The following is a 25,634-nucleotide window of genomic DNA, read 5'->3' on the forward strand; positions in this document are numbered from 1 at the left end:
CCATGACCAATGTTACCCCCCTCCGTCGCAAGCTGACACCGAGTGAAGAGCGCAGCCTCCGGGCTTGGGAGAAGGCGAAATCGGGCGAAGGCATGAGCCTCTCGGAAGCATCCGCGACACTGGAAAGCATCGGATACAATCAGGATTGGTCCTTCGAGCAACTCATTGAAGCCGTGGAAGCCGTGCCCGAAGTTGCGATCGACCAGATTGTCACTGCCCTCGATATCGCTGCAGGCGCTCACTTCGCTGAGGCCGAAGCGCTCGACAGCTACAAGATCCAGCGGCGCGGGGAAGCCTGAGATGCCGCGCCTAGCCGCCAAATTTGAGCGCGGGAACTTCGCCGGGCCGTACCGCGCGTTCGGCCTCAGCATCGATCGGCGCCTCGAACTCGCCGCTTTGGAAGCGACCGACAAGGCCGCGAAGATTGCCGTTCGATCGATCCGGGATGCCATGGCGGGCGCGGGGCTGGGCAGGTTGGGCAATGGGCTTGGCGCGGCATCCGACTTGTCATCGGGCCGGGGAATCCATCGCAGAGAGGCGGGCGGCTGGAGCGCGAGCGGGACCGTGTTTGTCCGCAGTCGCAGCGAGCGAACGCGCGGCGCTCTGGAGGCATACACGGCCGGCGCAGATATCGCACCGAAGCGCGGGCGCTGGCTCTGGATCGCCACACCGGACATTCAACGGCTTGCGGGTGGCAAAGGCCGTCGCCAGCGCGTGACACCCGGTAATTGGGACAATCTCGGGCTAGACCGCAGGATTGGCCCTCTAGTGCAACTGAAGAGCGTGAACGGTTATCCCCTTCTCGCAGTCCAAGGCGCGGGGGTTTCACTCACCGGGGCAAAGGGCTCGGCAAGGTCCCTCAAGAAGAACGGGCAAGCCAGGCGCGGACAGGTGCGGCGCGAGTTGCTGATTGCCTTCGTCGCCATCCCGCGAACGTCCCGCGCCGCCCGTGTCGACGTGAACGCCATCCTCGCCGGAGTGCAAGCGGACCTTCCGCGCCTCTTCCGCGAAGCATTCGAAAGGACGAAGAAATGAGCAATGCTCCCGTATTCCCCGGTTACATCCGGCTTGAGGCAAAAGGCGCCGACGAAGCCAAGGCCTCATTCATGAAGGCCGTCGCCGAACTCACGGCGGCCACCGCAGATCGCATGAGTAAGTTCTCGACCGATACGCAGGTCGAAATGGTCAAGGCCTTCACCATGCCGCCATCGGCCAAGAACGCGTTGACCAGCGAAGTCGACCGCGTGACCATGCAGGCACTCGGAAAGCTCGAAACCTTCTCGGCATCTGCCCGGCGCAATCTGGACGCCGCCCTCAGTGGCAGGACCACGCCATCGGGCGGGATTGACGTTGACGTTGCCGGGGCCCGTGAAGCTGCAGCCGTGGCAGAACGCCGCGCCATGGTCGCAAGGCAGTTGGCTGAGGCGACGAAGGTTGCGGCCCTCGCCGAACGTGACTTCAGCCAGGCCACCCGGCTATCGATCGCCGCGGCAAAGGAACTTGCGGACAGCGAAGGGCAGGCCGCCGCCGCCGCGCGAGTACAGGCAGAGGCAGCGGAAAAGCTTCAGCTTGCCATGCAGCGCGCGGGAGTGACCGCTCAGACGTTCGGCGCGGCCAATGACAACCTCACGGGCAAGAGCGCCGCCGCTCGGCAAGGTATGCTCCAACTCGGGTATCAAATCGGCGATGCCGCGACCATGTTTTCGCTCGGGGCGAACGCAAGCCAGATCTTCGCCTCGCAGCTTGGCCAGACGGTGCAGGCGGTGCAGTTGATGACTGGCGGGACGTCTCGCCTCGCGGGATTTCTGGCGGGACCATGGGGCGTTGCGCTTTCAACGGCCGCGATCGTGACCGCGCCTTTCATCGGCAAGCTTTACGAGATCGCGACCGGGGCCACCGTGGCAACCGGGGCGCTCCAGAAGCTTATCGAGAAACAGCGCCAACAGCAGGCGGAGAAAAGCACCGTCCCGAATGCGCAGAAGGATATCGATGCTCTGGTAAAGCGCCGCGCCGAACTGGAGGCGGATATCGCCAAAAGGGGCGTGCGCAATCCCAAGACGGGCGAACTGCAATTCGTCTACAAGCAACAGCAGGAACTCAAGGCGATCAATGCGCAGATCGCGGAAGGCCGCCAGGCTCTCGACAATGAGCGGGCATCGGCCGTGTCGCTCGACAAGATCATGGGCGACCTCGCCGCGAAGCGCCTCAAGGACGCCTACGCGACCGAAAAGCAGACGAAGGCCAAGACCGCCAAGGTGAAGGCTGACAAAGACGAGATCGCGGAACTCAATAAGCAGTTGGCCGCGGAAATCGCATCGATCCAGAAGTTCGCGGACTGGAACAAGCAGGCGCTCGGCAAGGGACTGGACCGCGGAACAGATGGCATGTTCGAAGCGCTCGCCGCCAAGCAGCGCCGCGCCACAGACGAAGTTATCCGGACCGCGAACGCGCAAGGTGCATGGAACGACCAGCTTGCCGAAACGATCGCGCTCTTAGAGCAAGTCGGCGGCAGCGCCTCGGGGCTCGCAGGTATCGCCAGGGCAGTGGCGGGCTTGGCGACCGGTGACTATTCCGGAGTGCGCGGCCCGGCCGGGGTGTTGCTCAAGACTATCGGCTCCGTTGGCTGGGCGTCGACCGATGCGAACGGCAATCGCGAGATCAAGCTTCTCGGGGATGAGATCCTGTCCTCGCTGGACAAAGTTTTCGGCTCGCGTGGCAGCTTCTCGAAAGTGCTGGAAAGCGCCGGCATTGGCAGCGCGGCAGGACAAGTATTCCTCGGCAGCAAGGGCAACAACGCCGGAAGCGCCATCGGGGGCATCCTCGGCGAAGTAGCGGGCAAGGCGCTCGGCAAGGGCATCGGGGGTGCTCTTGGCTCTGCCATGGGGCCTATCGGCTCAGTGCTCGGCGGTGTGCTTGGCGGCGCTCTCGGCTCTGCCTTCAAGAAAACGACCAGCGGATTTGCGGTCATCTCGAACCGGGGCGTTACCAGTGGCGGGAACAACCGCGAACTGGCCCAAGGTGCGCAGAACACGGGCGACAGCATCTCAGCGCAACTCCAGTCCATTGCAGAACGTCTCGGGGGCACGGTTGGCGACTACGCGGTCAGCATCGGTACGAGATCCTCGGGCTGGATTCGCGTTTCGGCTTCTGGTTCTTCCGATGTGGCAGGCAAGAACTTCTACAAGTCTCCGGATGCGATCTACAACGGCAAGGACCCTGCAGAGGCCGCCCGTATCGCGCTTCTCAATGCCCTGCAGGACGGCGCCATCCAGGGCATTCGTGAGGGCGCAAAGCGTCTATTGCAGACCGGTAAGGACGTGGAGCGGGCGCTCAATCGTGCGCTTTCGTTCGAGCAGGTATTCAAGGATTTGAAAGCCTATCGCGACCCGACCGGGGCCGCGCTGGACACCTTGAACCTCGAATTCCGCCGCCTGATCGACATCTTCAAGGAAGCGGGTGCGAGCACGGCCGAAATGGCCCAACTCGAAGAGTTGTACGGCATCCGGCGCGCCGACGCGGTGCGGGATGCCAACGAACGGATCCTCGGTTCGCTCAAGGGCCTGAAAGAGTACCTGACAGTCGGCTCCGACTTCTACTCTCTCCGCGACCGCCAGGCGCAAGCCGAAGCGATCTACAACCCGCTCAAGGCCCGGGTGCAGGCAGGGGACGCCACGGCATTCGACGCCTTCTCAAAGGCCGCTCAGGACTTGCTCGAGATCGAACGGCAAATCTCCGGCTCTACGGGGGCGTTCTATGCCCGTGCTGATGAGATCCGCGCTCTGACCGACAGCGCGATTGCCGGGAAGGAAGCTCAGGCCGCCGCCGCCTCAGCAAGTGATAGCCCCTTCACGCAACTGGCAACGCAACAGCAGGCCACAACCAGCGCGATCGACAACCAGACGCAGGCGCTCATTGCAGCGCTGGGCGGGCGGCTGGACGCGATCAATGACAACCTCATCACCTCCGTACGCGCGCAGCTTTCCGCAGCAGCCGCGAACGGCTCCACCTCCCTCGCCATGCCGGCGCGCGGATACTTCTGACCCTCATTTGTGCCCAAACTTCGAAAGGAACGACCATGGAAGATCTAAGCAGATTCACCGGCCCGGTAGGCGGCTCATCCCGCCTCGCCGCCTATCGTGCTCGCCTTAACGGGCAGAGCGCCGCACAGATCGGCCTTGCCGCGGCGCTCTCTCGCAACAGCGCCCCTATTGCCGCCCGAACCGTGCCGGCCGTGACCACCGTTACGGCCAAAGCTTCCCCGGCTAATCATCAATCCGCCAAGGTCGACCGCGCCGCCATCATTCAGAGCGCGAATGAAGCGGAAAAGAAGCGTTGGGCAACCGTGCTGGCACATGAGGCAAGCCAAGGCCGCGAAAAGATGGCCGCCCATCTCCTGAATTGGCCGCACCGCTTCACGGCCTCGCAAATAATCGCGGCACTCCAGACCACCGGCAACCGGGCCGCGCAGATCGGCAAGGCGGTGAACTGGGAAGAGGCCCGCGCCGAAATGCTCGAGCGGACCGGGAGGGCCTGATCATGACCGAACATCTCGAAGCTATTCAGGCGCTCGACCTCTCGACCTTCAATGCCAAGGCCGACGCTCTCACGGCAGAAATGGCGGAGATCCGCGCGGCCATCGCGAAGGCCGACGATCGCCGCGCAGAGATCGGCGCCGAACTGGCCAAGAGCCCTGCACAGAACGCAGAGGCGCTTGCCAGTGCCCTTGTTGCGGGTGGGGAAGCCAGCGAGGCCGCAGAGGTTGCGCCTGATCGCGACAGGCTCATTCTTGAGCGGGAGAACCTGAGGGAGGCCCGGACGGAACTAGACCAGCGCCTGAGGCAAGCGCAGATCGATTGGCAGGCCAATCAGGACGAAGCCGCAAAGCGCGTGCAAGAAGCTCTCGCCCCCATGGCCGCAGAGATCCGGGCAGAAGCAAGGGACGCTGCACAGCGCCTTGTCGACTGCTACGCCGCGGCCCGCGCGATCGAAGATGCCGTTAAGGGCTTTGCGGGGCTTGTGCTTCCTTGCCGTCTCGCCGTGGAAGGTGTGGCAGGTACAAGCCGAATTCTCGACTATCGCCGGTTTGTCCCCGTACCGCCTGCAGTGGTCGACGTGGTTTCGAATATCCGCAAAATCGGCCCGGTCATGAAGGGCGTGACAGTGCGAAACGAGGTCGGGATGCCATAGCCGGGCGGTTTCCTTTCCCCGCTCGGCTTGGGGGGCGGTAGCGAGTTGGCCGCCCCCCTCATTATTGGGTCCGTGCCCTCTTGCTTTCGCACGTGGCCTTTCACTGGCTCCCGGTTGTGCCCACCGGGGGCCTTTTTTTGTGCCTTCAGGACTCGAACCCGAAACTCATTCGAACCTGAAAAATCGGGGGGCGATGCTTTTTTGCGGTCTGCCAGCGCTTAGGGTCCTGATTGGTCGCAGGTAGGACCCGCGTTTTCTCCCTGATCATCCTCGCCCTTCCCGCCAGACGGGGCACACAGACGCGACAGGAGGCTTCGACGTGTCCGCGTGACCTCGACAGGGCCAACGCGCTCCCTGCCCTTCCTACGGCACGAGAACAGACTCCAAGAACTCTCGCTATCGCTGCAAATGCGGTGGCACATTCGATCGTTCGGAAACGGCGCAATTCCGCCATTGTGGGCGATGCAGACTGCAAGAACTCTCAGGCGAAGGGGGGTTGAGAGCAACTTGCAGTCTGCCCCCTGCTTTAGACCAGGTACGCAGCGACCTCAGAGCCAGTGAGATCGAACCGACCTCCAGCAACAGCGCCGCCCGTGTCGGGGTCGACCAGCATGTACCCGCCATAGTTGTCTATCGATCCTGCCCGCCAACGGGACTTGCGCAGGACATAGCCAGCGCGGGCCGCCATACGGCGCAGACGGGAATCATCAGACGGACTTAGGACAAGTTCATTCGGGATAGGCATCATGGCCTCCTTTGTGCGCAGTGCACTTAGGGTTGAACATGGGCCATGGTCCTCGGACACGCTCGACCATGAGCCTTTGCCTTACCGCGCCGCTCCGAAGAGCAAGCCCCATCTAGGTCCGAGTCGATGGAGACTGTGAAGCGAACATATCATCGGTGCAGAGCACGGGCAAAGGGGGCGCCGTGGGGGCGTTGGGTCCGAACTGGTGAAAAAAGTTTGGGGCACCGTGGGGCTTTGGGGGCCTTAATCTGGGGCCTCGGAAATGCAGTCAAATCAGAAGTCTAGCGTTTTCAATTCGCTATCGGGACAATGCGTTTCCTGTAGCCGCACCATTGCCTGCAGCGCTGTGAACGTCAGGTGTCGTTGTCGGCAATTCGCGCAAGCAATCGCTCGAGACGCTGGACCTGTTCCGTCTGAAGCGCCCTTATCTCCTGATATATCTCAGCCAGTTCAGGGGAATCGACGGCTGTTGCAAGGTCGGAAAGGGTCACGTCATGATCGTCGCTGACGCGGAAAGCCGTGCGCAGATGCGCGGCAATCTCGCGCAGGCGCTGATCGCTGGGACTTGGCCGAACCCCACCATGCATGGCTCCTTCTAACATAGTTGCCTGAAAATACGAAGAATTCGATCCATGCCTTGCGGCGCGGCATTGGCACGGTTCGGCTCGTCGCAAGGCAGCGGTGGTGCGACGCGTGCCGACCTGGTGCAGATTGTGCACGACAGGCAGGCTTCAATCTGGTATTAAATGAAACCAGTTTTGCATAAGCACCGCTTTCGCGCGGGTGAATCGGAGATATCCTTGAGCCAGTCCCCAAGTTCGACCGACCTGTTCGAAAACCCGTTGGGCCTCGATGGCTTCGAGTTCATCGAATTTTCCGCGCCCGAGGCCGGGAGCCTCGAACCGGTGTTCCGGCGAATGGGCTTCACCCATATCGCCAACCACCGCTCGAAAGCCGTGCAACTGTGGCGCCAGGGCGGCATCAATCTCATCGCCAACTACGAGCCGCGCAGCCCCGCCGCCTATTTCGCCGCCGAACACGGGCCGTCCGCCTGCGGCATGGGCTGGCGCGTGCGCAACGCGGCCAGGGCCTATGCCACCGCGATCGAACGTGGGGCAGAGCCGGTCGAGGTGCGCACCGGTCCGATGGAACTGCGCCTGCCGGCCATCCGGGGCATCGGCGGTTCGATCATCTACCTGATCGACCGCTACGAGGGCGGCGCGTTCGGCGATCTTTCGATCTATGACATCGACTTCGAATACCTGCCGGAGGTGGACCGTCACCCCGTGGGAGCGGGCTTCCACACGATCGACCACCTCACCCACAACGTCTACGGCGGGCGGATGGCCCACTGGGCGGCGTTTTACGAGCGCGTGTTCGGCTTCCGCGAGATCCGCTATTTCGACATCAAGGGCGAATATACCGGCCTCACCAGTCGCGCGATGACTGCGCCGGACGGGAAGATCCGCATTCCCCTGAACGAGGAGGCAAAGGCCGGTGGCGGGCAGATCGAGGAATTCCTGCGCGCCTACAATGGCGAGGGCATCCAGCACATCGCCTTTGCCTGTGATGACCTGATCGGCGGCTGGGACAAGCTCAGGGCCACCGGCACACCGTTCATGTCGCCCCCGCCCGACACCTACTACGAGATGCTGGACGAACGCCTGCCCGGCCATGGCGAGCCGGTGGACGAACTGAAGCGCCGCGGCATCCTGCTCGATGGCTCGACCGAAAAGGGCGATCCGCGCCTGCTGCTGCAGATCTTCTCGGAAACCCAGATCGGCCCGGTGTTTTTCGAGTTCATCCAGCGCAAGAAGGACGAGGGCTTCGGCGAAGGCAACTTCACCGCGCTGTTCCAGTCGATGGAGCGCGATCAGATGCGCCGTGGCGTCCTCCAGGTCGAGGAGACGGCAGAATGATCCCGCAGATCAAGCGCATCCACCATGTCGCCTATCGCTGCCGCGACGCGAAGGAAACGGTCGACTGGTACGAGCGCGTGATGGGCATGCGCTACACCACCGCATTCGCCGAGGACAAGGTGCCCTCCACCGGCGAAGACGACCCCTACATGCACGTCTTCCTCGACTGCGGTGGCGGCAACGTGCTGGCTTTCTTCGAACTGCCGAACCAGCCCGAAATGGGCAAGGATCCCAATACGCCCGCTTGGGTCCAGCACATCGCCTTCGAGGTGGAGGACGAGGCAGCCCTGCAGGCAGCCAAGGCTCATCTCGAGGCGGAAGGCGTGGACGTGCTGGGGCCGACATACCATGGCATCTTCCGCTCGATCTATTTCTTCGATCCCAACGGCCACCGGCTCGAGCTGGCCTGCAACATCGGCACGGCAGAGCAATATGCCGAACTGGCCGATCTTGCAGCGGTGATGCTTGAGGAATGGAGCCAGACCAAGCGCGCCCCACGCCATGCCGAATGGCTGCACAAGGACCCGGCAACGGCCTGACCAAAGGAACAGGGACGCGCCCTCCTTCGCTGTTCAACGGCGGAATTTGCCGTTAGAACAGTTTCTTCATCGCGGGGGAGTTGCGTGTGACCAAGATCGTCGTCAACGGGAAGCAGCGCGAGGTTAAGGCTTCGCCCGATACGCCTCTGCTCTATGTCCTTCGCAACGAACTGGGCGTGATGGGCGTGAAGTTCGGCTGCGGCCTTGCGCAATGCGGGGCTTGCTCGATCCTGCTTGGCGACGAAGAGGTGCGCGCCTGCGTGACGCCGGTCTCGGCGGTGGAAGGCAAGCCGGTCACCACGGTTGACGGCCTGCCCGCGCGCTGGGCCGAGAAAAAGGGCCTCGCGCCCGACCCTCAGCGGCTGCACCCGGTCCAGCAGGCCTGGGTGGACGAACAGGTGCCGCAGTGCGGGATCTGCCAGTTCGGCATGATGATAAAGGTTACCGAACTTCTCGAGGCGAACCCCAAGCCGACCGACGCGGACATCCGCGAGGCGCTGACCAATTCCGGCCCCTCCCCGCACTTGTGCCGCTGCGGCAGCTATGCCGCGATCCTCGAAGGCGCGCACCGTGCGGCCAAGCTGATGGCCGAGGGAGGCGCAGCATGAGCGCAGCCCTCGACATCCACGGCGCCCGACTTTCCCGCCGCGCCTTTATCGGCACCGGGGGAGCGCTCGCCGTCGCGGTCAGCCTGCCGGTCAAGGCTTCGCCAACCGCCGCCCCGGCCTCGCTCGACGCAACCACGGCTGCCAGCTGGATCGAGCTCAAGGCGGATGGAACGGTCACGATCCGCACCGGCAAATGCGATTTCGGCCAGAGCAGCGTCAACACCGCCTATCGCCAGATCGTCGCCGAAGAACTGTGCGTCCCGCTCTCGGCGATGACCACGGTGATCACCGGCGACACCGACCGCACGCCCGATGGCGGCGGCACGTTCTGGTTGCTTGGCTATGTCCAGAACCTGCGCAAGGTTGCAGCCTACATGCGCGAGGCGGCGCTTGAACTCGCCGCGGGCAAGCTTGGGGTCGACCGCAAGGCGTTGAGCGTGAAGGACGGCGTCATCTCCGGCGGCGGCAAGGCGATAAGCTATGCCGATCTCGTGAAAGGACAGGACCTCAAGCTGACGATCCCGGTAGAAGGCGAACTGACCAGCCCGATGGGCCTGACGGTCAAGGGCGAGCCGCCGCTGAAACCGGTGTCCGAATACACGATCATTGGCAAGCCATCGGCCAACCCCATGACCCGCCCCAAGGTTTCAGGCGAAGCGGTCTGGGTCGGCGACGTCAAGTTGCCGGGCATGCTCCACGCCCGCACCATCCACCCCGCAACGCTGGGTTCGAAGCTGGTCAAGGCCGGGAAGCTGGACGGCGCGCAGTTTCCGGGCGCGCGACTGGTGACGATCGGCAACCTCCTTGCCGTGGTTTCACCTGACGAGTGGGAGGCGGTACAGGCTGCTCAGGCTGTTGCCGCCGAGACGCAGTGGAGCGATTGGCAGGGCCTGCCCGGCCACGAAGGCCTGGCAGACCATTTGCGGTCGAAGGCCGACTGGACCGTCTTCCCGTCACGCGATGGCGCGGCCAACAAGGGTGAGCCCGAAAAGGTGCCCGCTGCGCGGGAGCACAAGGCATCGTACTTCCTGCCTTACCATAAGCACGCCCCGATCGGCCCGATGGTCACACTGGCCGACTACCGCCCCGATGGCTCGGTCACCCTGCACACTCTCAGCCAGAACCCCCAGCATCTGCGCCACATGATCGCCAGGATGCTCGGCGTGGGCGAGGACAAGGTGGTAGTGCGCACCTATCCAGGATCGGGCCACTATGGCCGCTCCAATGGTGGCAGCGCAGGGAGCGAGGACGAAGCCGTGCTTCTCTCGCGCGAACTTGGCCGGCCGGTGCGTGTGCAGTGGATGCGCGCCGACGAGATGCAGTGGACCACGCAATCCTCGTGCGCGCTGGCGGATATCGCCATCAAGCTCGACAAGGACGGGCGCATCGCAGGCTATGCAGCCGAACACCGCGTGCCGCCGATGCAGGATGATCGCCTGGTCGGTGCGCTGCTTGCCGGCCTGCCGGTGATCGATGCCCCTGCGGCCGTTACCAAGGATCCGTTCCAGAACGGCATCAATGAGATGCAGGATACCTGGGTCTACGGCAACGTCCCCGCCGTGCACGAAAAGGCGATGAGCACCTGGCAGATCGGCGAGAAGGAATCGCCGATCGCAGTGGGCCTGCGGGACCATTCGATGCGCACGCCGATCCAGTTCCAGCAGAACTTCCCGCGTGAAGTGGCAATGAGCGAAGCGGCCATGCTGGCGGGCAAGGACGCGTTGCAATTCCGCCTCGATCACGTTACCGACCCGCGTTTCAAGGCGATCATCGAGAAGCTGCGCACCGAGTCCGCGTGGGACAGCCGCCCCTCACCCGCCCCCGGCGCCCGCGCCAGCGGAAAAGGCGTGGTCAAGGGCCGCGGCATGTCGATCATGCTGCGCGACAACGGCTACTGGGCCTGCGCGGCGCACGTCGCGGTCATGCCGGAGAGCGGTGAAGTCAAGGTCGAACGGATGACCATGGTCGCCGATGTCGGCATCGTCATCAATCCGCTGCAGTTGCGCCGCCAGATCCAGGCTGGCTGCCTGATGGGCGTGAGCCAGGCGCTGCATGAGGAAGTCAGCTTCGACCGAGGCGCGATCACCGCGGCCGACTGGGCCAGCTACCCGATTCTGACCATGGCCGAAGCGCCCGAAATCAAGGTGGTGTTCGAAACCAACCTTGCTGCGGGCAACTATGGCCAAGGTTCGGAAAGCGCCAACGCCCTGGCCGCCCCGGCCATTGCCGCAGCCGTCCTTGACGCCACCGGCAAACCCGTGCGCCGCCTGCCGCTCCGACCGGCATACGTCAAAGCGGCGCTGGCCTGAGTCCTAGAGCGAGTTCCTTCGCGCGATCGAGCCCAGCATTTCGGCGCTGGGCTTGGCCGTGCGCTTGAACGTCTCGCGGTCGAACGAATGCAGCCCGAAGCGGTGGTGGTAGCCGAAGCCCCATTCGAAGTTGTCGATCAGCGACCAGTGGAAATAGCCGCGCACCGGTACGCCATCGTCCATTGTCCGCTTCAATTCGGCAAGCGCGGCCGGGATCAGCCACTGGCGCAAGGCATCGTCGTTGGAATTGACGCCGTGCTCGGTGACGTAGACCGGTAGCTTGGTAACCTCGTAGGCATACCGCACCGCACCAGCCAGAGAGCCCGGCCAGACCTCGATCCCGCCGGCATTGCGGCGCGCATCGGCAGGTGCGGGTAGCGGACCTTTGGCATTCCACACCTTGCGCTCATAGTTCTGCACGCCAATGAAATCGCAGGTCTCACGCGCCAGGCGCAGCCACTCATTGTAGTAGCGCTCGCGGATCTGATCGCGCATGGAATTCTTGCCGACCGCCTGATCGTCGAGGATTGCCAGGCTCACGCCCACCGGAAGGTCAGGCCGCACCGCCTTGATCGCAGCAACGCCGCGACGATGCCCTTCCATCATGTTGGCGCGGTAGGTCTTCGGGTCCTTGATGTAGAGCGAGACGCCCGGCGTATAGAGCGGCACGCCAAGCTGCTTTGCGGCGGCTTCCTGCGTTGCCTTGTCACCGGCAAGCAGCTGCGGTGGCAGGATTTCGCCGATCACGCCTGCGAGGTTGGGCTCGTTCAGCGTTGTTGCAAGTTCGATGCCTGTAGCCAGATGCCGCGCGGCGCGATCGCAGAAGCGGGCGAACAGCGTGGGCGATTCAGGATTGTGCCATCCGCCCTTGGCAGCGAACCAGCGCGGGGTGGTAAAGTGGTTGAAGGTGACGACCGGCTTGAGGCCCCGCGCGCGGCACCCTTCGATCATCGCCTTGTAATGATCGAGCATGGCGTTGGAGAAATGTCCCTCGTCGGCCTCAATCCGCGCCCATTCCAGGCTGAAGCGATAGGAATTGAGGCCCATGCCCTTCACCAGATCGAGATCGACCGGCCAGAGTTCGAAGCTGTTTGCGGCATCGCCCGACCGTTCGGCAAAGATCGTGCCGGGGACGTTCTCGATCACCCACAGGTCGGCGTTGAGATTGTTGCCCTCGATCTGGTGCGCGGCAGTTGCAGCGCCCCACAGGAACCCTTCGGGAAACCTCGGATCAATTGGCTTCATCTTCGCACGCCGCGCGAGCGCACTACCGCTGACCGCGGCGGAAGCGCCGAGGGCCACGGCCGAAGCCATCAAGCTGCGACGATCGATCATCTCACTTCTTCTCCGTTGCCAGCAGGCCCTGCGTGCGCATCCAACGATACATCAACTCAAGCCATCCTTCCGCAGGAGAGCCAGCGGGTCCGGCCCCGAAACCGTGACCGCCCGATGAAAGAAGGTGGAACTCGATCGACTTGCCAGCAGCGCGATAACTGTCGAGCAGCGGCAGGCCCTTTTCGCGCGCCAGCAGAAAATCATCGGCGGCAATGGCCACGAACATCGGTGGCGCATCGGCAGGCACGGTCATCGGTCCCATGTTGGGGTAGATCGGCGCGGCAAAGTCGGGACGGTCAGCGCCGCCTTTCTCCACCACGCTGCGCGTCAGGAAGCCACCAGCGGAAAACCCCATAAAGCCGACGCGCTTGGGATCGATCCCGAAGGTGGCGGCATTGGCGCGGACGTGCCGCAGTGCTGCAAGTCCATCTTCGAGCGCTTCGGCGGGCGTGTCGGCCGGAGGAGCAAAGGCGGCCTTCTGCCCGCTGATCATCTTGTCGAGTTCGGCGACGAAGACTTTCTGGTCAAGCGGTGTTGGCAGGGTGCGGTACTTGAGCACGAACGCGGTCACGCCGTGATTGGCGAACCAGCGGGCTACTTCCCACCCTTCCTTGTCCATCTCGAGGCCGAGGAACGCGCCGCCAGGAGCAATGATCACCGACGCGGGCGACGGCTTGCCGACGGGCTGGAATACGGTGAGCGTCGGCCGGGTGACGTTGCGCACGGCATAGCGCCCAAGGTCGCTGGGATGCCAGACCTCGCGGTCCACCTTCCCGGCCGTGGGCAGGATGACGGTGTTCGGTTGGGCCGGTGCGGCGACCGTCTCGGTCGAAATGCCGCTCTGCGCATGCACGGATGCGCTCGCAAGGAGCGCGAGGCTCAGGCCAAGAATCGAATGCCGAAGTGCGGCCATGATCATCCAGTTCATCCTTCTCGACAGGTGCCGGTCCGCTCTTCGACGGATGCGACAGAAGCAAAGGCCGCCACCCGAAGGCGGCGGCCCCTCTTGCATCAGAAGTTGATGCCTGCCCGCACGCCGACGGTGCGGACCGATTCAAAGCTGAAGCGCTGGTTCAGCGTCAGCACTGGCGGAGCAACACCAACCGGGTTGGCATCGCCACCGTCCGAACCGACAGAGATCGGACGGACCTCGTTCGTGCAATTCTTGCAGAACAGGCTGATGGTCCAGTTGTCTGCCTTCACGCCGGCACGCAGGTCGATCGTATCCCAGGTCGGGATCGTGAACGGTGCGCCGATACCCGCAGATTGCGGCGAGCGGTGATAGTAGCCCATGCCGAACTGTGCTTCGAGGCCTTCCGAGATCGGCGCAGCATATTCAGCGCCAAGCGTCGCGGTGAACTTCGAGGACAGCGGCAGCTGGTAGCCCTTGGCGTTGAACGTGCCGACGAAGCCAGGCAGCGACGAGTTGATGTCGGCCTTGCAGCCGCCGGTCGTCTGCGTCGGGTAGCACTGCGCGCCCGGGTAGTCGTCGAACGTCGCATCAGCATACGACGCCGAACCCGACAGGGTCAGGCCTTCGAAGGGCCGTGCCTGGAACGAGAAGTCGATGCCCTTGGTCGTTGCCGTGGCCGCGTTGCCCAGCACGAAGGTGCGGAGCGCCTGCACGAAGGCCTGAACCTGCAGGTCATAGAACTTCGTGTAGAAGCCTGAAACGCTGAAGGTCAGCGCGCCGTCGAGAGCCTTGCCCTTGATGCCGAGTTCACCACCGCGCGAGATTTCCGGACGTACGGCGAGATCGGCATTCGGCGCGGGTGCCGTGTTCGAGAAGCCCGGTCCCTTGAAGCCTTCGCCGTAGAAGCCGTAGACCATCAGGTCCGGCGTCGCCTGCCAGTCGAAGCCCAGCTTGTAGCTGAGATCGGTGGCGTCGGTGCTCTGGTCGGTGACGTTCTTCTTCACGCCAAGCGTGACGAAGTAGTTTCCGAAGTTCTCGCGCAAGTTGATCTGCGCCTTTTCGTAGGTCAGGCGCGCACCAGCGGTCAGCTTGAGGGTGTCGGTCAGCTGGTAGCCGAGCTGGCCGAACGCTGCATAGCTGTCGTTCTGCAGGCGATACTGGAAGTCCTGGCCGAGGAACGAGCGGTTGTTCACGCCACAAGCGGGCGGCGGCCCTTGCGTGACAGTGGCACCGATGCAGAACGGGAAGCCGACCGCGACAAAGTCTGGCACGCCGTTGTTGCCACCACGGTAGCCGGAACTGTTGCCGACCGAGCGGTAATAGTAGAGCCCGAACTGACCCGACAGGGCATTGCCGCTGGGGAGGGCCAGACGCAGTTCCTGCGAGTACTGGTCGTACTTCTGATTGGCACCGTTGAAGCTGAAGAAGTTGAACGGCGTCTGGTCGGAATCGAACTGGAAATCGACCTTGGCCTGCTTCCACGCGGTGATGCTGCTCAGCTCCATGCCGTTGCCGAGGCGCAGGTTGATGTTGGCCTGAAGGCCGCCGGTATCGCTGTCACGGAAATTCGGCGCTTCAGCCGCGAAGTTCAGGTTGTCCGTACCTGCGACAAGGCCACGCGCCGGGTACTGGCTGCCGGGGCCGAACTGGCGGAAGGTGATGTCATAGCGGCCAGTGATGCCGCGCTGCCGGTTGTAGTCGCCAATCACGTAGACCGAGAGGTTGTCGGTCGGCTCGAACAGCAGCTTTGCACGCAGGCCAAGGTTCTCGAGGCCCAGATCGTTGCGGACTGCCGGATTGACCTTGGGGACGGTGATCGGGTCCTGGTCGCTGTAGATGGCGTTGAGGCGCAGCGCCGCCTTGTCACCCAGCGGAGCGTTGACCGTCGAGCGGATCTGGTACCCCGTGCCATCGTCGCCCGGGCGCGCGCGCTGCACCAGTTCGCCATCGGCGGTGAATGACAGTTCGCCGAGCTTGGGCTTGTTGGTGGTGATGTTGACCAGACCGGCCGAAGCATTCTTGCCGAACAGGAGGCCCTGCGGCCCGTTCAGGACTTCGACGCGAGCAACGTCGTAGAAAGGCATTGGCGGCATATTCACGGTTGCCGAGAACGACATCGTCGATGACCTGCGAGACGCTGGCCTCGACAGTGTTCGAGAACGTGGCCGTACCGACACCCCGTACCGAGAAAGTGTTGTCCTGCGCCACCTGAAGGCTCGGTGCGAGCTTGGTCACGGCGGTAAGATCATTGGCGCCGCGCTGGATCAGCTGCTCCGAGCCGACCACGGTCACGCTGACCGGGACCTTGAGCACGTTCTCGCTGCGACGCTGGGCAGTAACGATGATTTCGCCGGGTGCCGAGGCTTCGTCCGCTGCCGACTGGTCGGCAGCCTGCGCGAATGCGGGTACAGACGAGAACAGCGCGATGGCTGCAATTGATGCCGACTGCACGAGCCGGGTCTTCCTGCTGATGTTCACGGATTATCCTCCCTCTGAACGATTATGCGGAAATGTGCTGGTGCCCACCGGTCCGCACCGCCGGCGCTCCACCCCGGAGGTTCGGCCCTCCAGGGGAGGATGATCGTCGCGTGGCGTTCGTTGCGGACGATGGCGGGTTGAAATTCTGGCGGAAAATAGGGGTGGCGATATCGGATCGCGCTGCCGACGAGATGAACCCCGCGCGTCAGGCCGCCCTCCTTGGGAACGACCACGGTGAAGTAGTCGCCAACGTAAAGACGGGTCTGCGTCGCTTCGTTCAGTTCATCCCGGGTATATTCCTTGTCGCCGAGACGAAACAGGTTGCCCTCGGCGGGATAGACGACGCCGTCGACGGTAATGTCCACGCCCTCGATCAGGCTCAGCCGCGAGGAGCGGTAGTTGGCCTGGCGGATGCGGACCTCGAACCCGGTGCGGGCGCCTTCAGGCCCAACATTGCGGAAGCCGGTGCTCTGGATATGGCTGCGCTCAAGCATTGGCCGTCTCCATGTTCGCGGCGTCATATTCTTCTTCGAGCTTGCGGATCAGTGCGTGCTGGCGGCGCACCTGCTCGATCGCCACCCAAGGGTCGCGCTTACCCTCGTACTCGCTCGACAGATAACCGGCGTAGCCGAGCTTCTTGAGCATCGGCACGATGCGCTCCCACGGGATCTGGTGGTCGTGCAGCGTCTCGTCGATGTTGTGGAACTTCGCCTGGATGAACGGCACGTACTGGATCACGTCGGCCAGATGCTCGACCGGCGTGTTGATGCCATTGAGGAAGCTCAGCGCACCCTTCTTGATCTCGTCGGTGATGCCACCACCCCAGTGATCGATCGGGCGATCCTGAAAGATGCCGGTGTCGATCATCAGGCCGAAGTTCTTGGTGCCGGTGCGCTCGATGAATTTCACATAGGCGTCGGTGACGGGATGACGGATCGGCGTAGGTGAATGGATCTCGGGCAGGATCACCAGGTCGAGCTGGTGCGCCAGATCGAGATTGCGCTCGACCGCACCTTCCCAGATCGGGTCGGGCGTCAGGTCATGGTCGATCACGCCGAACTTGGGCCGGATGAACTTGAAGCCCAGCTTGTGCGCCAGACGCAGGTCTTGCGCGATCTGCGCCGCGCCCTCTTCGACGCTCATGTTGCGGTCCAGCTGGATGCGCGTGTCGACCCAGCAAGCAAAATTGGTCGGCTCGAGCCGAAAGCGCTCAAGCTTGGCAAACCAGTCGTCGATCCACACAACGGCCGGCTCAGGATAGAGCGGCACGCTCGTCTCGCCAAGGATCTCGATGCCGGTCGAGCCGGTGTCGGCAACATGATCGAACGCATCGTCCAGCGTCATCACCGTGCCGAAGTCATCAGTGTAGCTGTACAGCGATACGCCGTACTTGAAGCTGCTCACGCTAACCTCTCCTGTCGCGGCGGCGTCCGGATTGACGCTATTGATCACCGCTTATTTGAGCGCCTATTAATCGATGATCAATACGAGGGCAAGGGGGGCGCAAGAGGGTGCGCAAGCGGCTTGCGCATTGGCGTCAAACCAAGCAAAGCTGCAGGAATGACGGGGAACGCAGCGATACGGGAACGGCGGGGCAAGCCTTCGCACCGCGACGATCTACGCAGCGAGCTGCTCGCAGCGGCCTGCGCGTTCGTCGCGCGCGAAGGTCATGAAGGGTTGTCGATTCGAAAGCTGGCTGAAGAGATCGGCGTGTCCCCCGGGGCGCCGTATCACCATTTTCCCGATCGACGGGCGCTGCTCGTTGCGGTGGCCCTCGAAGGGTATCGCCAACTTTTCGCCGAAACCGAAAAAGCGGTCGCAGATGCGCCAGAGGAAGTGCTTTTCGCCAACCTTCTTCACTTCATCCGGTTTGCTGCTGCAAATCCGAACATGTTCACGCTGATGTACGAAAGCGAACTGGTCCGCCCACAGCTAGCGCCCGAGCTTGCCCCTGAACAGGAAGTGGGCTTCCAGATGTTGCGACGTGAAGTCTCGCGCGCCACGGGGCACTTGTCCGAGCGTGAGCGCAGCCTGCGCATCGCCACGATCTGGAGCGCGATCTTCGGGTTTGCGCTTCAGACAAACCGAGCGATGCTGCGCGCACATCCGTTGGAACCAATGCCGGACGAACTCGCACCCGAGATCGTCCGGCAGGCACTCAGGCTGATGGCCTGATGGTCAGGAAAACGGCTGGCTCAGCGGGCAAGTCCGTGCTTCAGGTTGCGCATCTGGTCATGGCCTTCGCGCACTGAGCCCCAGGCCTCGTTGACGGCCTGCCTCGCAATAGCCGAGAGGTCCGCATTGTTCATCGCGGTCTCGAACTTTTCCTTCAGGTAGTCTTCGCCACGTTCGACCTCGTTGATGATAGCCTTGTCGTCGCGGCCCATGACTGCCGACTTCAGATCGACAAACGCGCGATGGATCGCCCCCATGGTCGAACTGTCGTCCTCGGGATTCCCGCCCAGCTGGCCAACTGCAGCCTGCAGTTTCGTGACAACTGACTGCCGTTCGCGGGCACGGTCAAGGAAGATGCGGCGATATTGCTCGTTGTCGACATCTTCGGCTGATGTCTGGTAGCCCTCGACGCTGTCCAGCAATGTCGCAATCAGCGTGTTGAGTACGGTGACATCGCCATCCGGATCGCCGCCAGTCACACTCGCCCCGTTCATGCTTGCCCCGTTCGTGCTTGCCGTCGTGCCGAATGTCGGGTTGTTCGAATCCATGATTAATCTCCGGTTGAGGGTGTCCCCCCTTCAACGGTCGGAAGCCGTCGGCGGGTCCGGGCCAATTCGCTGCCGTGGCAACGGCATCCCCCACGCAGCGGGCGTTCTGTCGATTTACCAAGCCGATCTGTGGCGTCGCCCCAGGCGGGAGACGATGAGCGATGCTGCGTCGCCTCGCCTTGCCCCGGCCGGGCACTGTGGATGAGCTGTCCGATGGCGTGGATGGTTGCAAATCGGAGATTCGCAAGTTTGCGGAATTGCATTTGACAGGCCAAGCCGTGGAATGCACGGAGGCTGCGCGGAAGGCCGCTCACGGCCCTGATCTGTCCGGGAAACCCGTGCTTGCGGTATCTCCTGACCGGCCTGCGGGCTGCTGATACAGGGTTGAGAGCGCGCTGTGGCGAACTTTGCACCAGTGAACAGGGCGGCAAGCTTCATGCTTCCTGCGTACTGGTGGTCGATATGGCGCTCGGCGCCAAGGAGATGTTGAATGAACGTCCATGAGTACCAGGCGAAGGAACTGCTTGCGAAGTTTGGTGTCGGCATTCCGGCTGGGATTGCGGCGCTGACGGTTGAGGAAGCGGTTGCTGCGGCCAAGCAGCTTCCGGGGCCGCTCTATGTGGTCAAGGCGCAGATCCATGCCGGCGGTCGCGGCAAGGGCAAGTTCAAGGAACTGCCTGCCGATGCCAAGGGCGGCGTGCGCCTGGCCAAGAGCATCGAGGAAGTCGAGGCCTTTGCAAAGGAAATGCTCGGCAACACGCTCGTCACGGTGCAGACCGGCGAGGCCGGCAAGCAGGTCAACCGCCTCTACATCACCGATGGCGTTGATATCGCGAAGGAATACTACCTGTCGATGGTCGTCGACCGCGCTTCGAGCCGCGTTGCCATGATCGTCTCGACCGAGGGTGGCATGGACATCGAGGAGGTCGCGCATTCGACCCCTGAGAAGATCGCCACGATCACCATCGACCCGGCCGAAGGCTTCATGCCGCACCACGGCCGCGCCGTCGGCTATGCGCTCAAGCTGACCGGCGATCTCAACAAGCAGGCCGGCAAGATCGCCAAGCAGCTCTACAACGCCTTCGTGGCATTGGATTGCGACATGCTCGAGATCAACCCGCTGGTGGAAACGAAGGACGGCAACCTGCTCGTCCTCGACACCAAGATGAGCTTCGATTCGAACTCGCTCTACCGCCACCCCGACGTGATGGCGCTGCGCGACGAAACCGAGGAAGACCCGGCCGAGATCGAAGCCAGCAAGTACGACCTTGCCTACATCAAGCTCGACGGCAACATCGGCTGCATGGTCAACGGCGCCGGCCTTGCCATGGCGACGATGGACATCATCAAGCTGAACGGCGAATTCCCCGCCAACTTCCTCGACGTGGGCGGCGGCGCGACGACCGAGAAGGTCACCGCGGCGTTCAAGATCATCCTCAAGGACCCGGCGGTGAAGGGCATTCTCGTCAACATCTTCGGCGGGATCATGAAGTGCGACATCATCGCCGACGGCATCGTTGCCGCGGCCAAGGAAGTGAACCTGCAGGTTCCGCTGGTCGTCCGCCTCGAAGGCACCAACGTCCAGCAGGGCAAGGACATCCTCGCCAACTCCGGCCTGCCCATCGTCCCCGCCAACGACCTCGGCGATGCCGCCAAGAAGATCGTCGCTGAAGTCCGGAAGGTTGCATAATGAGCATTCTCGTCGACAAGAACACCAAGGTCATCACGCAGGGGATGACCGGCAAGACCGGCAGCTTCCACACGCAGGCTGCGCTTGACTACGGCACGCAGATGGTTGGCGGCGTGACCCCCGGCAAGGGCGGCACCACCCACATCGGCCTGCCGCAGTTCGATACCGTGGCCGAGGCCAAGGCCGTCACCGGTGCGACCGCATCATGCGTCTACGTGCCGCCTTCGGGCTGCGCCGACGCCATCCTCGAGGCGATCGACGCCGAGATGGAACTGATCGTGGCGATCACCGAGGGCGTGCCCGTGCTCGACATGGTCAAGGTCAAGCGCGCGCTGTCGGGTTCGAAGAGCCGCCTGATCGGTCCGAACTGTCCCGGCGTGCTGACGCCCAACCAGTGCAAGATCGGCATCATGCCCGGTTCGATCTTCAAGGAAGGCTCAGTCGGCGTGGTCTCGCGCTCGGGCACGCTGACCTATGAGGCGGTGTTCCAGACCTCGGCCATCGGCCTTGGCCAGACCACCGCTGTCGGCATCGGCGGCGACCCGGTCAACGGCACCAACTTCATCGACGTGCTCGAACTGTTCCTGGCCGACGAAGCCACCAAGTCGATCATCATGATCGGCGAGATCGGCGGCGATGCAGAGGAGCAGGCCGCACAGTTCCTGATCGACGAGGCCAAGCGTGGCCGCAAGAAGCCGATGGCCGGCTTCATCGCGGGCCGCACCGCGCCTCCGGGCCGCCGCATGGGCCATGCCGGCGCCATCGTCTCGGGCGGCAAGGGCGATGCTGAAAGCAAGATCGCGGCCATGGAAGCCGCCGGCATCAAGGTCTCCGCCTCGCCCTCGCTGCTGGGCGAGACACTGGCCGAGGTGCTGAAGGAAAGGGTGTAAACCCAACGCCTTGTGGCAAGAACATCAGAGCCCCTGCGAAAGCGGGGGCTCTTTTTCTTGTGCGTCAGGTCCGCCGTCGTGCCGCAGCCTCACTGGCATCTGCGCGAAAAGGCAATTCTTCGTAAGCCGGGGTAAAACCAAGCCGGCGATAGAGTTCGGGACGGAGGTAAGGGAAGGCGTCGCCGGCGTCTTCGTGGACGCGGGCGCATTCGCCCAGGAATGTGTCGATCGTGCGAAAAAGGCCGCGTTTCATGGTTTGCCAATTGTTAGCGGGAATGCGCCGTAGACTTTTGCGGCAGGCCTGCTGAGTCGCGCCAACGCATTCGAATCTCGTCAAGATTCCGCAACGTGGTCGCCATCCGGAGAGCTTTCCAACTCTTGCGGACTCTCGGGCAACTCTACCCCAACTCTCCGGGGCAGAGCCGAAACTCTTCCCGGAGGTTGAAGGGCAAAGCCTATTCGCCGACCTTCACAGCAGGGACCTGTGCATCGGGCAGTTTCGCCCCCATGGCATTGGCCAAGGTCGGAGCGATCGCGCGCATATCGATCTCGCCCAGACTGCGCCCCCTGGCCACGCCCTTGCCCATCACGAGGAAGGTCGATCGCATCTCGGGCATTGCCGGAAAATAGCCGTGCATCCCCTTGTAGCGCGAGGGTTTCGAGAGCGGCGCGTCGACCGCAAAGTTCCCTGCCAGTGCGCCCGGCTTCAGATCGACGAAGAGGCTGGCCTGCGGATTGCCACCCAGTCTGGCAATCTCCGCCCTGTCGATGACCCTTGCGATCTTCGCCTGTGGATCGGCGGCAAGCTTTTCCAACAGTGTTCCGACCAGACCGCTGAGCGCGGCGTCATCGGGGCGGGCGAGGACGATGGCGATCGAGCCGCCCGACGGCCACGGCATGGCGTCCCACGATGCAACCTTGCCGTCGGCGCCAAGCTTGATGAGGCCAGCGTCGATGAAGGGGCGGAACAGGTTCACTTCGGTGTCGGTGGCGACGAAGCCGTGGTCGCTGACCAGTGCGATTGTCGCGTCGGGGCGCGCGGCGAGTTCGGCGGCGACGAGCTTGCCGACAGCGGCATCCAGACGTTCGAGCACGGCGTTCGCCTCTGCGCTCCCCGGGCCAAAAAGGTGTTCCTCATGGTCGAGCGCCGCGAGGTAGACCGTCAGGAACTCCGGCTTCTTCGTCTCGATCAGGCGCACGGCGAACTTCGTGCGGTTCTCGTCCGCCTCGACACCTTCGTCGATCCCGTCGGCATAGGCGCCGCAATCGTGTTCGAGCGCTTCGTAGAGGCCGTCCGTCGCCAGCGCGCGGATCAGCTTGCGGTCATCGCCGTGGCCCGAACGCCAGATCTGCGGCATGTTCCAGGTGAGCGACTTGACCCCGACGCTGACTGGCCAGTGGACGTTGCCGGTGGTGAGGCCCGCCGCCTTGGCGGCGTCCCACAGCGTGGGCGCGGTGATGTCCTGCGCGTACCAGTACCAGCCGCCGTAGTTGATCTGCCTGGGATCGAAGGTGGTGTTGCTGACGATGCCGTGCATCGCCGGGGCGACGCCGGTGAGCAACGTAGTGTGACTGGGATAGGTGACAGTGGGAAGATTGCCCATCACACCAGTGGCATAGGCCCCTTCCTTGAGGAACCGGCGCAAGTTGGGAATCCTGAGGCCACGCTTGTCGGCTTCAAGCACGTCGCCGGGGCGCAGACCGTCGATCGAGACCAGTAGGGCGGACTTGCGTGCTTCCTGGGCCTTGACGACGACGGGCGCCGTGCTGCCAAGCAGCACGACGCCCGCAATCAGGGCTCTTGCGGATGAAAGGCCGCGCATCATCAGAAGCCCGCCTTGAGCGTGACGAAGACCTGACGCGGCGCGCCTGCCAGCAGGGTCTGGCTGTCACCGCTGAAGCCGAAGCCGTTGGAGCCGATTGTGGCGACATAGCGCTTGTCGAACAGGTTCACCGCGTTCACCTGTAGTTCGATCGGCTGGCGCTGGCCGATGTTCAAGCGATAGCCGATGGTGGCATCGACGAGCGCGCGACCGGGCACCGACTGGTCGTTGAGGTAGGTGAAGTAGCGCTTCGACATCCAGTTCACGCCGACCCGGCCGAACAAGATGTCGCTGTCATACGACAGTTCGGCGCGCAGCAGGTGCTTGGGAGTATCGACCACGGTCTTGCCCTTGGTGGGACGGATGGTGGTGACGCCTCCTGCAGTGATGACGACATCATCGCGGTACGTGGTATCGTTGTAGCTGTAGGACGCGAAGGCGCCGAAGCCACCCGGCAGCTTCACGTCCATCGCCGCTTCGATGCCGAGGGCGCGAACCGAACCAACGTTCTGCAGGGCGTTGGTGGCCCCGACGATGCCGAGCGAAGTCGGGATGACCAGCAGGCGATCGCGGAAATCGACATAATAGCCTGCGAGCGAGGCATTCACGATACCGGTGTTGTACCGCAAGCCCGCTTCATAGGTGTCCGAGCTTTCCGGCTTGATCGTGTCCTTGATCGCATCGAAGCCAGCCTGCGTTGACGAGAACGGGCCGCTGGTGGTGGAAGCCTGATAGGCGCGCGTCACCTGCGTGAAGCCCGCAAAGGCTTCGAGACCGTTGCCGAACTTGTAGTTCAGGCCGACATGCGGCTGGAACCAGTCCTCGACCTTTAGGTCACCGGTGGCGCGGCTGTTGGTATTGACCAGCGCGAAGGCGTTGGTGTCGACCGAATAGCCCTTCCAGCCCAGATTCACCTTGAGATCGCCAAGGTCGATATCGTCCGAAACGTAGTATTGCAGCGTGTCGGTTTCGAACGCGATGGACCACTGCGTGAAGAACGGGTTGCGCTGGAAATCAAGGTGATCGCGGCCCGGATTGGTTCGGCTTTCGTATCCATAGAAGCGGCGCGACTGGATGAAGTCGTTCTTTTCATACCAACCGCCGACGAGCAGCCTGTTGAAGCCGAATTCGCCCGTCCAAGAGGCGAACACGCCCTTGCGCTTGATGTCGTATTCGGTCGTGCGGATCGACATCGGCACGCCCGACGGGCTGGCCAGATACGGCGTGCCCCAAGTGCCCTGTCCGTCGTTCTCGTGGTAATAGCCCTTGATGGCGAACTTGCCGGTATCGCCGGTCTGGATGGTCAGGCCCAGCGCGGCAAGTGTATCCTTGCGCAGGCCCGAAGCATCATAATAGGCGTCATCGGCAATTACGATCGGCGACGGATAGGTGGTGCCTGCAGCGGGGTTGGTCGGCGTGACGCCGCTGTAGCCGGTATTCGCGGCAATATCGGCAATGTTGATGGCTTCGGCATAGCGCGAGGGACCGAAGTTGTCCCAGTCATAGCCAAGGCGCTCGATCATCTCGAGGCTGAGATCCTGGTAGTCCTGCTCTGCGCGGTCGGAATAGCTGATGTAGCCATCGAGATCGACGGTTTCGCCCAGCGGCAGCACGGCCTTGGCATTGGCCATGAACGTGCGCTGCTTGCCATCGCCCTTCCACTTCTTGCCATCCTGATACTGGATCGAGGCGTAGCCGCGCGCGCCGTCAGCCGTGCCGAGCGCGACGCGGGCGAAACCACGGTATGTCTCCGCCGAACCATAGGAGGCTGACACGTCGGCTCCGAGCACGTCCTTGGGATCGATCGAGAAGAACTCGAGCGTACCGCCGAGGTTGTTGGTCGACTGTGCCGCAATCGAGCCCGAACCCTGGCTGACGCGCGTCACGCCGATGTTCTCGGGGCTGATCGCGCGGCTGATGTGAAGGCCGTTGGCATTGCCGTAGGACATGTCGCCCAGCGGAATGCCATCGAGATTGAAGCCAAGCTGGTTCTGGCTGAAACCGCGGATCGTGACGCGGGTGGACCATTCGTAGTTGCCGAAAGCGTCGGCCGACTGGAAATTGACCGAGGGCAGCTTTTCGATGGCCTTCAAGGGGCTGGTGCCCGAGGCGAGGATGGTCAGCTCCTGCGTGGAAAGCTCCTGCACCTGGCGGGTCTGGCCCGAACCCAGGACGACGATTTCGGCGTTGGCGGAATCCGCAGTGGCAGCCGCGTCAGCAGCTGGGGCGACGTCTTCTGCGGCAAAAGCCGGGGCAGCCACTGCAAAGGCAGCAATGGGCGAAGCGCTGGCGAGCAGCACGGCGACGATACGCATGGTGTTATCCCTCATAGACCACATCGGTGTGGCGAGGGCCTGCTAGGCGCGGGCTGTTGCAGGATGATGGAGATTCGGCGTCAGATCAGCGACATCGGCGTGACGATGAGTTGACAGCAATCATCCGGAACAGGACTGTCACGCGACTGTAACGCGAGAT

General features: G+C 63.1%; 23 protein-coding genes and 1 pseudogene. 12 read left to right on the forward strand and 12 right to left on the reverse strand.

What is annotated here, in order from left to right; all coding sequences use genetic code 11:
- Positions 1-2 precede the first annotated feature (2 nt).
- Genes AC3WLM_RS03405 through AC3WLM_RS03425 form a run of 5 tightly spaced genes read left to right on the forward strand, consistent with a single transcriptional unit; the run spans position 3 to position 5,187 of the window.
- A complete protein-coding gene (locus tag AC3WLM_RS03405; RefSeq protein WP_492476598.1) occupies positions 3-299 on the forward strand; it encodes a hypothetical protein in 297 nt (98 codons plus the stop codon).
- Between the two features lies 1 nt (position 300).
- Entirely contained in the window at positions 301-1,035 is a 735-nt protein-coding gene (locus tag AC3WLM_RS03410; protein ID WP_492476599.1) for a hypothetical protein, read from the forward strand.
- Positions 1,032-4,040, forward strand: a complete 3,009-nt coding sequence (locus tag AC3WLM_RS03415; protein WP_492476600.1) for an intermediate filament family protein — start codon at positions 1,032-1,034, stop codon at positions 4,038-4,040. Before AC3WLM_RS03410 ends, AC3WLM_RS03415 begins: the two co-directional genes overlap by 4 nt.
- A 35-nt stretch (positions 4,041-4,075) precedes the next feature.
- Complete coding sequence (locus tag AC3WLM_RS03420; RefSeq protein WP_492476601.1) at positions 4,076-4,534, forward strand: hypothetical protein; 459 nt, start codon at positions 4,076-4,078, stop codon at positions 4,532-4,534.
- A gap of 2 nt (positions 4,535-4,536) precedes the next feature.
- Entirely contained in the window at positions 4,537-5,187 is a 651-nt protein-coding gene (locus AC3WLM_RS03425) for a hypothetical protein (RefSeq protein ID WP_492476602.1), read from the forward strand.
- A gap of 526 nt (positions 5,188-5,713) precedes the next feature.
- Here the strand turns inward: AC3WLM_RS03425 and AC3WLM_RS03430 are convergent.
- Both AC3WLM_RS03430 and AC3WLM_RS03435 read right to left on the reverse strand, forming a co-directional pair.
- On the reverse strand, positions 5,714-5,875 hold the full coding sequence (locus tag AC3WLM_RS03430) for a hypothetical protein (RefSeq protein WP_492476603.1): 162 nt from the start codon (positions 5,873-5,875) through the stop codon (positions 5,714-5,716).
- Positions 5,876-6,285: 410 nt separating this feature from the next.
- Positions 6,286-6,519: a hypothetical protein gene (locus tag AC3WLM_RS03435; protein ID WP_492476604.1), complete on the reverse strand. Its 234-nt coding sequence runs from the start codon at positions 6,517-6,519 to the stop codon at positions 6,286-6,288.
- 213 nt (positions 6,520-6,732) lie between these two features.
- Between AC3WLM_RS03435 and hppD the strand changes: the two genes are divergently transcribed.
- From hppD to AC3WLM_RS03455, 4 genes are all read left to right on the forward strand, one after another.
- Positions 6,733-7,851, forward strand: a complete 1,119-nt coding sequence (hppD, locus tag AC3WLM_RS03440; protein ID WP_039338639.1) for a 4-hydroxyphenylpyruvate dioxygenase — start codon at positions 6,733-6,735, stop codon at positions 7,849-7,851.
- The gene (locus AC3WLM_RS03445; RefSeq protein WP_492476605.1) at positions 7,848-8,390 is read left to right on the forward strand and encodes a VOC family protein; all 543 of its coding nucleotides are present in this window, start codon (positions 7,848-7,850) and stop codon (positions 8,388-8,390) included. The genes hppD and AC3WLM_RS03445 overlap by 4 nt, the downstream gene beginning before the upstream one ends.
- 86 nt (positions 8,391-8,476) lie before the next feature.
- Positions 8,477-8,998: a (2Fe-2S)-binding protein gene (locus AC3WLM_RS03450; RefSeq protein ID WP_492476606.1), complete on the forward strand. Its 522-nt coding sequence runs from the start codon at positions 8,477-8,479 to the stop codon at positions 8,996-8,998.
- Positions 8,995-11,307 (forward strand): xanthine dehydrogenase family protein molybdopterin-binding subunit, encoded by a 2,313-nt coding sequence (locus tag AC3WLM_RS03455; RefSeq protein ID WP_492476607.1) that lies wholly within the window; start codon positions 8,995-8,997, stop codon positions 11,305-11,307. Before AC3WLM_RS03450 ends, AC3WLM_RS03455 begins: the two co-directional genes overlap by 4 nt.
- A gap of 3 nt (positions 11,308-11,310) precedes the next feature.
- Here AC3WLM_RS03455 and AC3WLM_RS03460 read toward each other — a convergent pair whose 3' ends face one another.
- From AC3WLM_RS03460 to AC3WLM_RS03485, 6 genes and pseudogenes are all read right to left on the reverse strand, one after another.
- Positions 11,311-12,642: a family 1 glycosylhydrolase gene (locus AC3WLM_RS03460; RefSeq protein ID WP_492476608.1), complete on the reverse strand. Its 1,332-nt coding sequence runs from the start codon at positions 12,640-12,642 to the stop codon at positions 11,311-11,313.
- Between the two features lies 1 nt (position 12,643).
- Positions 12,644-13,561, reverse strand: coding sequence for an alpha/beta hydrolase (locus AC3WLM_RS03465; protein WP_492476609.1), 918 nt, complete (start codon positions 13,559-13,561; stop codon positions 12,644-12,646).
- Positions 13,562-13,653: 92 nt separating this feature from the next.
- The gene (locus tag AC3WLM_RS03470) at positions 13,654-15,639 is read right to left on the reverse strand and encodes a TonB-dependent receptor (protein ID WP_492476610.1); all 1,986 of its coding nucleotides are present in this window, start codon (positions 15,637-15,639) and stop codon (positions 13,654-13,656) included.
- Between the two features lie 73 nt (positions 15,640-15,712).
- Positions 15,713-16,033, reverse strand: a pseudogene (locus AC3WLM_RS03475) (TonB-dependent receptor); the annotation flags it as partial.
- Positions 16,030-16,527: a C-glycoside deglycosidase beta subunit domain-containing protein gene (locus AC3WLM_RS03480; RefSeq protein ID WP_492476611.1), complete on the reverse strand. Its 498-nt coding sequence runs from the start codon at positions 16,525-16,527 to the stop codon at positions 16,030-16,032. The pseudogene AC3WLM_RS03475 and the gene AC3WLM_RS03480, both read right to left, overlap by 4 nt.
- A complete protein-coding gene (locus AC3WLM_RS03485; protein ID WP_492476612.1) occupies positions 16,520-17,437 on the reverse strand; it encodes a sugar phosphate isomerase/epimerase family protein in 918 nt (305 codons plus the stop codon). The genes AC3WLM_RS03480 and AC3WLM_RS03485 overlap by 8 nt, the downstream gene beginning before the upstream one ends.
- A gap of 120 nt (positions 17,438-17,557) precedes the next feature.
- On the opposite strand from AC3WLM_RS03485, the gene AC3WLM_RS03490 reads away from it, so the two are divergent.
- Entirely contained in the window at positions 17,558-18,208 is a 651-nt protein-coding gene (locus tag AC3WLM_RS03490) for a TetR/AcrR family transcriptional regulator (RefSeq protein ID WP_230487803.1), read from the forward strand.
- A gap of 20 nt (positions 18,209-18,228) precedes the next feature.
- Here the strand turns inward: AC3WLM_RS03490 and AC3WLM_RS03495 are convergent, their stop codons facing one another.
- The gene (locus tag AC3WLM_RS03495; RefSeq protein WP_169745771.1) at positions 18,229-18,756 is read right to left on the reverse strand and encodes a ferritin-like domain-containing protein; all 528 of its coding nucleotides are present in this window, start codon (positions 18,754-18,756) and stop codon (positions 18,229-18,231) included.
- Positions 18,757-19,246: 490 nt separating this feature from the next.
- On the opposite strand from AC3WLM_RS03495, the gene sucC reads away from it, so the two are divergent.
- Positions 19,247-20,446, forward strand: coding sequence for an ADP-forming succinate--CoA ligase subunit beta (sucC, locus tag AC3WLM_RS03500; RefSeq protein WP_492476613.1), 1,200 nt, complete (start codon positions 19,247-19,249; stop codon positions 20,444-20,446).
- Positions 20,446-21,336: a succinate--CoA ligase subunit alpha gene (sucD, locus tag AC3WLM_RS03505; RefSeq protein WP_118074255.1), complete on the forward strand. Its 891-nt coding sequence runs from the start codon at positions 20,446-20,448 to the stop codon at positions 21,334-21,336. The genes sucC and sucD overlap by 1 nt, the downstream gene beginning before the upstream one ends.
- A 64-nt stretch (positions 21,337-21,400) precedes the next feature.
- Here sucD and AC3WLM_RS03510 read toward each other — a convergent pair whose 3' ends face one another.
- The 3 genes from AC3WLM_RS03510 to AC3WLM_RS03520 all read right to left on the reverse strand — a co-directional run bounded on the left by AC3WLM_RS03510 (position 21,401) and on the right by AC3WLM_RS03520 (position 25,474).
- Positions 21,401-21,589: a hypothetical protein gene (locus AC3WLM_RS03510; RefSeq protein WP_492476614.1), complete on the reverse strand. Its 189-nt coding sequence runs from the start codon at positions 21,587-21,589 to the stop codon at positions 21,401-21,403.
- 202 nt (positions 21,590-21,791) lie between these two features.
- Complete coding sequence (locus AC3WLM_RS03515; RefSeq protein ID WP_492478086.1) at positions 21,792-23,159, reverse strand: alkaline phosphatase family protein; 1,368 nt, start codon at positions 23,157-23,159, stop codon at positions 21,792-21,794.
- A gap of 2 nt (positions 23,160-23,161) precedes the next feature.
- Positions 23,162-25,474, reverse strand: coding sequence for a TonB-dependent receptor domain-containing protein (locus AC3WLM_RS03520; RefSeq protein ID WP_492476615.1), 2,313 nt, complete (start codon positions 25,472-25,474; stop codon positions 23,162-23,164).
- Between the last annotated feature and the right edge of the window lie 160 nt (positions 25,475-25,634).

The organism is Novosphingobium sp. FW305-C-30-35 (assembly GCF_058783135.1).

Excerpts from the sequence above, each read along its gene's own strand:
- AC3WLM_RS03405 (WP_492476598.1), top strand. The coding sequence starts at position 3 with ATGACCAATGTTACCCCCCTCCGTCGCAAGCTGACACCGAGTGAAGAG.
- AC3WLM_RS03410 (WP_492476599.1), top strand. The coding sequence starts at position 301 with ATGCCGCGCCTAGCCGCCAAATTTGAGCGCGGGAACTTCGCCGGGCCG.
- AC3WLM_RS03415 (WP_492476600.1), top strand. The coding sequence starts at position 1,032 with ATGAGCAATGCTCCCGTATTCCCCGGTTACATCCGGCTTGAGGCAAAA.
- AC3WLM_RS03420 (WP_492476601.1), top strand. The coding sequence starts at position 4,076 with ATGGAAGATCTAAGCAGATTCACCGGCCCGGTAGGCGGCTCATCCCGC.
- AC3WLM_RS03425 (WP_492476602.1), top strand. The coding sequence starts at position 4,537 with ATGACCGAACATCTCGAAGCTATTCAGGCGCTCGACCTCTCGACCTTC.
- AC3WLM_RS03430 (WP_492476603.1), bottom strand. The coding sequence starts at position 5,875 with ATGGCGGCCCGCGCTGGCTATGTCCTGCGCAAGTCCCGTTGGCGGGCA.
- AC3WLM_RS03435 (WP_492476604.1), bottom strand. The coding sequence starts at position 6,519 with ATGCATGGTGGGGTTCGGCCAAGTCCCAGCGATCAGCGCCTGCGCGAG.
- AC3WLM_RS03445 (WP_492476605.1), top strand. The coding sequence starts at position 7,848 with ATGATCCCGCAGATCAAGCGCATCCACCATGTCGCCTATCGCTGCCGC.
- AC3WLM_RS03455 (WP_492476607.1), top strand. The coding sequence starts at position 8,995 with ATGAGCGCAGCCCTCGACATCCACGGCGCCCGACTTTCCCGCCGCGCC.
- AC3WLM_RS03460 (WP_492476608.1), bottom strand. The coding sequence starts at position 12,642 with ATGATCGATCGTCGCAGCTTGATGGCTTCGGCCGTGGCCCTCGGCGCT.
- AC3WLM_RS03465 (WP_492476609.1), bottom strand. The coding sequence starts at position 13,561 with ATGATCATGGCCGCACTTCGGCATTCGATTCTTGGCCTGAGCCTCGCG.
- AC3WLM_RS03470 (WP_492476610.1), bottom strand. The coding sequence starts at position 15,639 with ATGCCTTTCTACGACGTTGCTCGCGTCGAAGTCCTGAACGGGCCGCAG.
- AC3WLM_RS03480 (WP_492476611.1), bottom strand. The coding sequence starts at position 16,527 with ATGCTTGAGCGCAGCCATATCCAGAGCACCGGCTTCCGCAATGTTGGG.
- AC3WLM_RS03495 (WP_169745771.1), bottom strand. The coding sequence starts at position 18,756 with ATGGATTCGAACAACCCGACATTCGGCACGACGGCAAGCACGAACGGG.
- sucC (WP_492476613.1), top strand. The coding sequence starts at position 19,247 with ATGAACGTCCATGAGTACCAGGCGAAGGAACTGCTTGCGAAGTTTGGT.
- sucD (WP_118074255.1), top strand. The coding sequence starts at position 20,446 with ATGAGCATTCTCGTCGACAAGAACACCAAGGTCATCACGCAGGGGATG.
- AC3WLM_RS03510 (WP_492476614.1), bottom strand. The coding sequence starts at position 21,589 with ATGAAACGCGGCCTTTTTCGCACGATCGACACATTCCTGGGCGAATGC.
- AC3WLM_RS03515 (WP_492478086.1), bottom strand. The coding sequence starts at position 23,159 with ATGCGCGGCCTTTCATCCGCAAGAGCCCTGATTGCGGGCGTCGTGCTG.
- AC3WLM_RS03520 (WP_492476615.1), bottom strand. The coding sequence starts at position 25,474 with ATGCGTATCGTCGCCGTGCTGCTCGCCAGCGCTTCGCCCATTGCTGCC.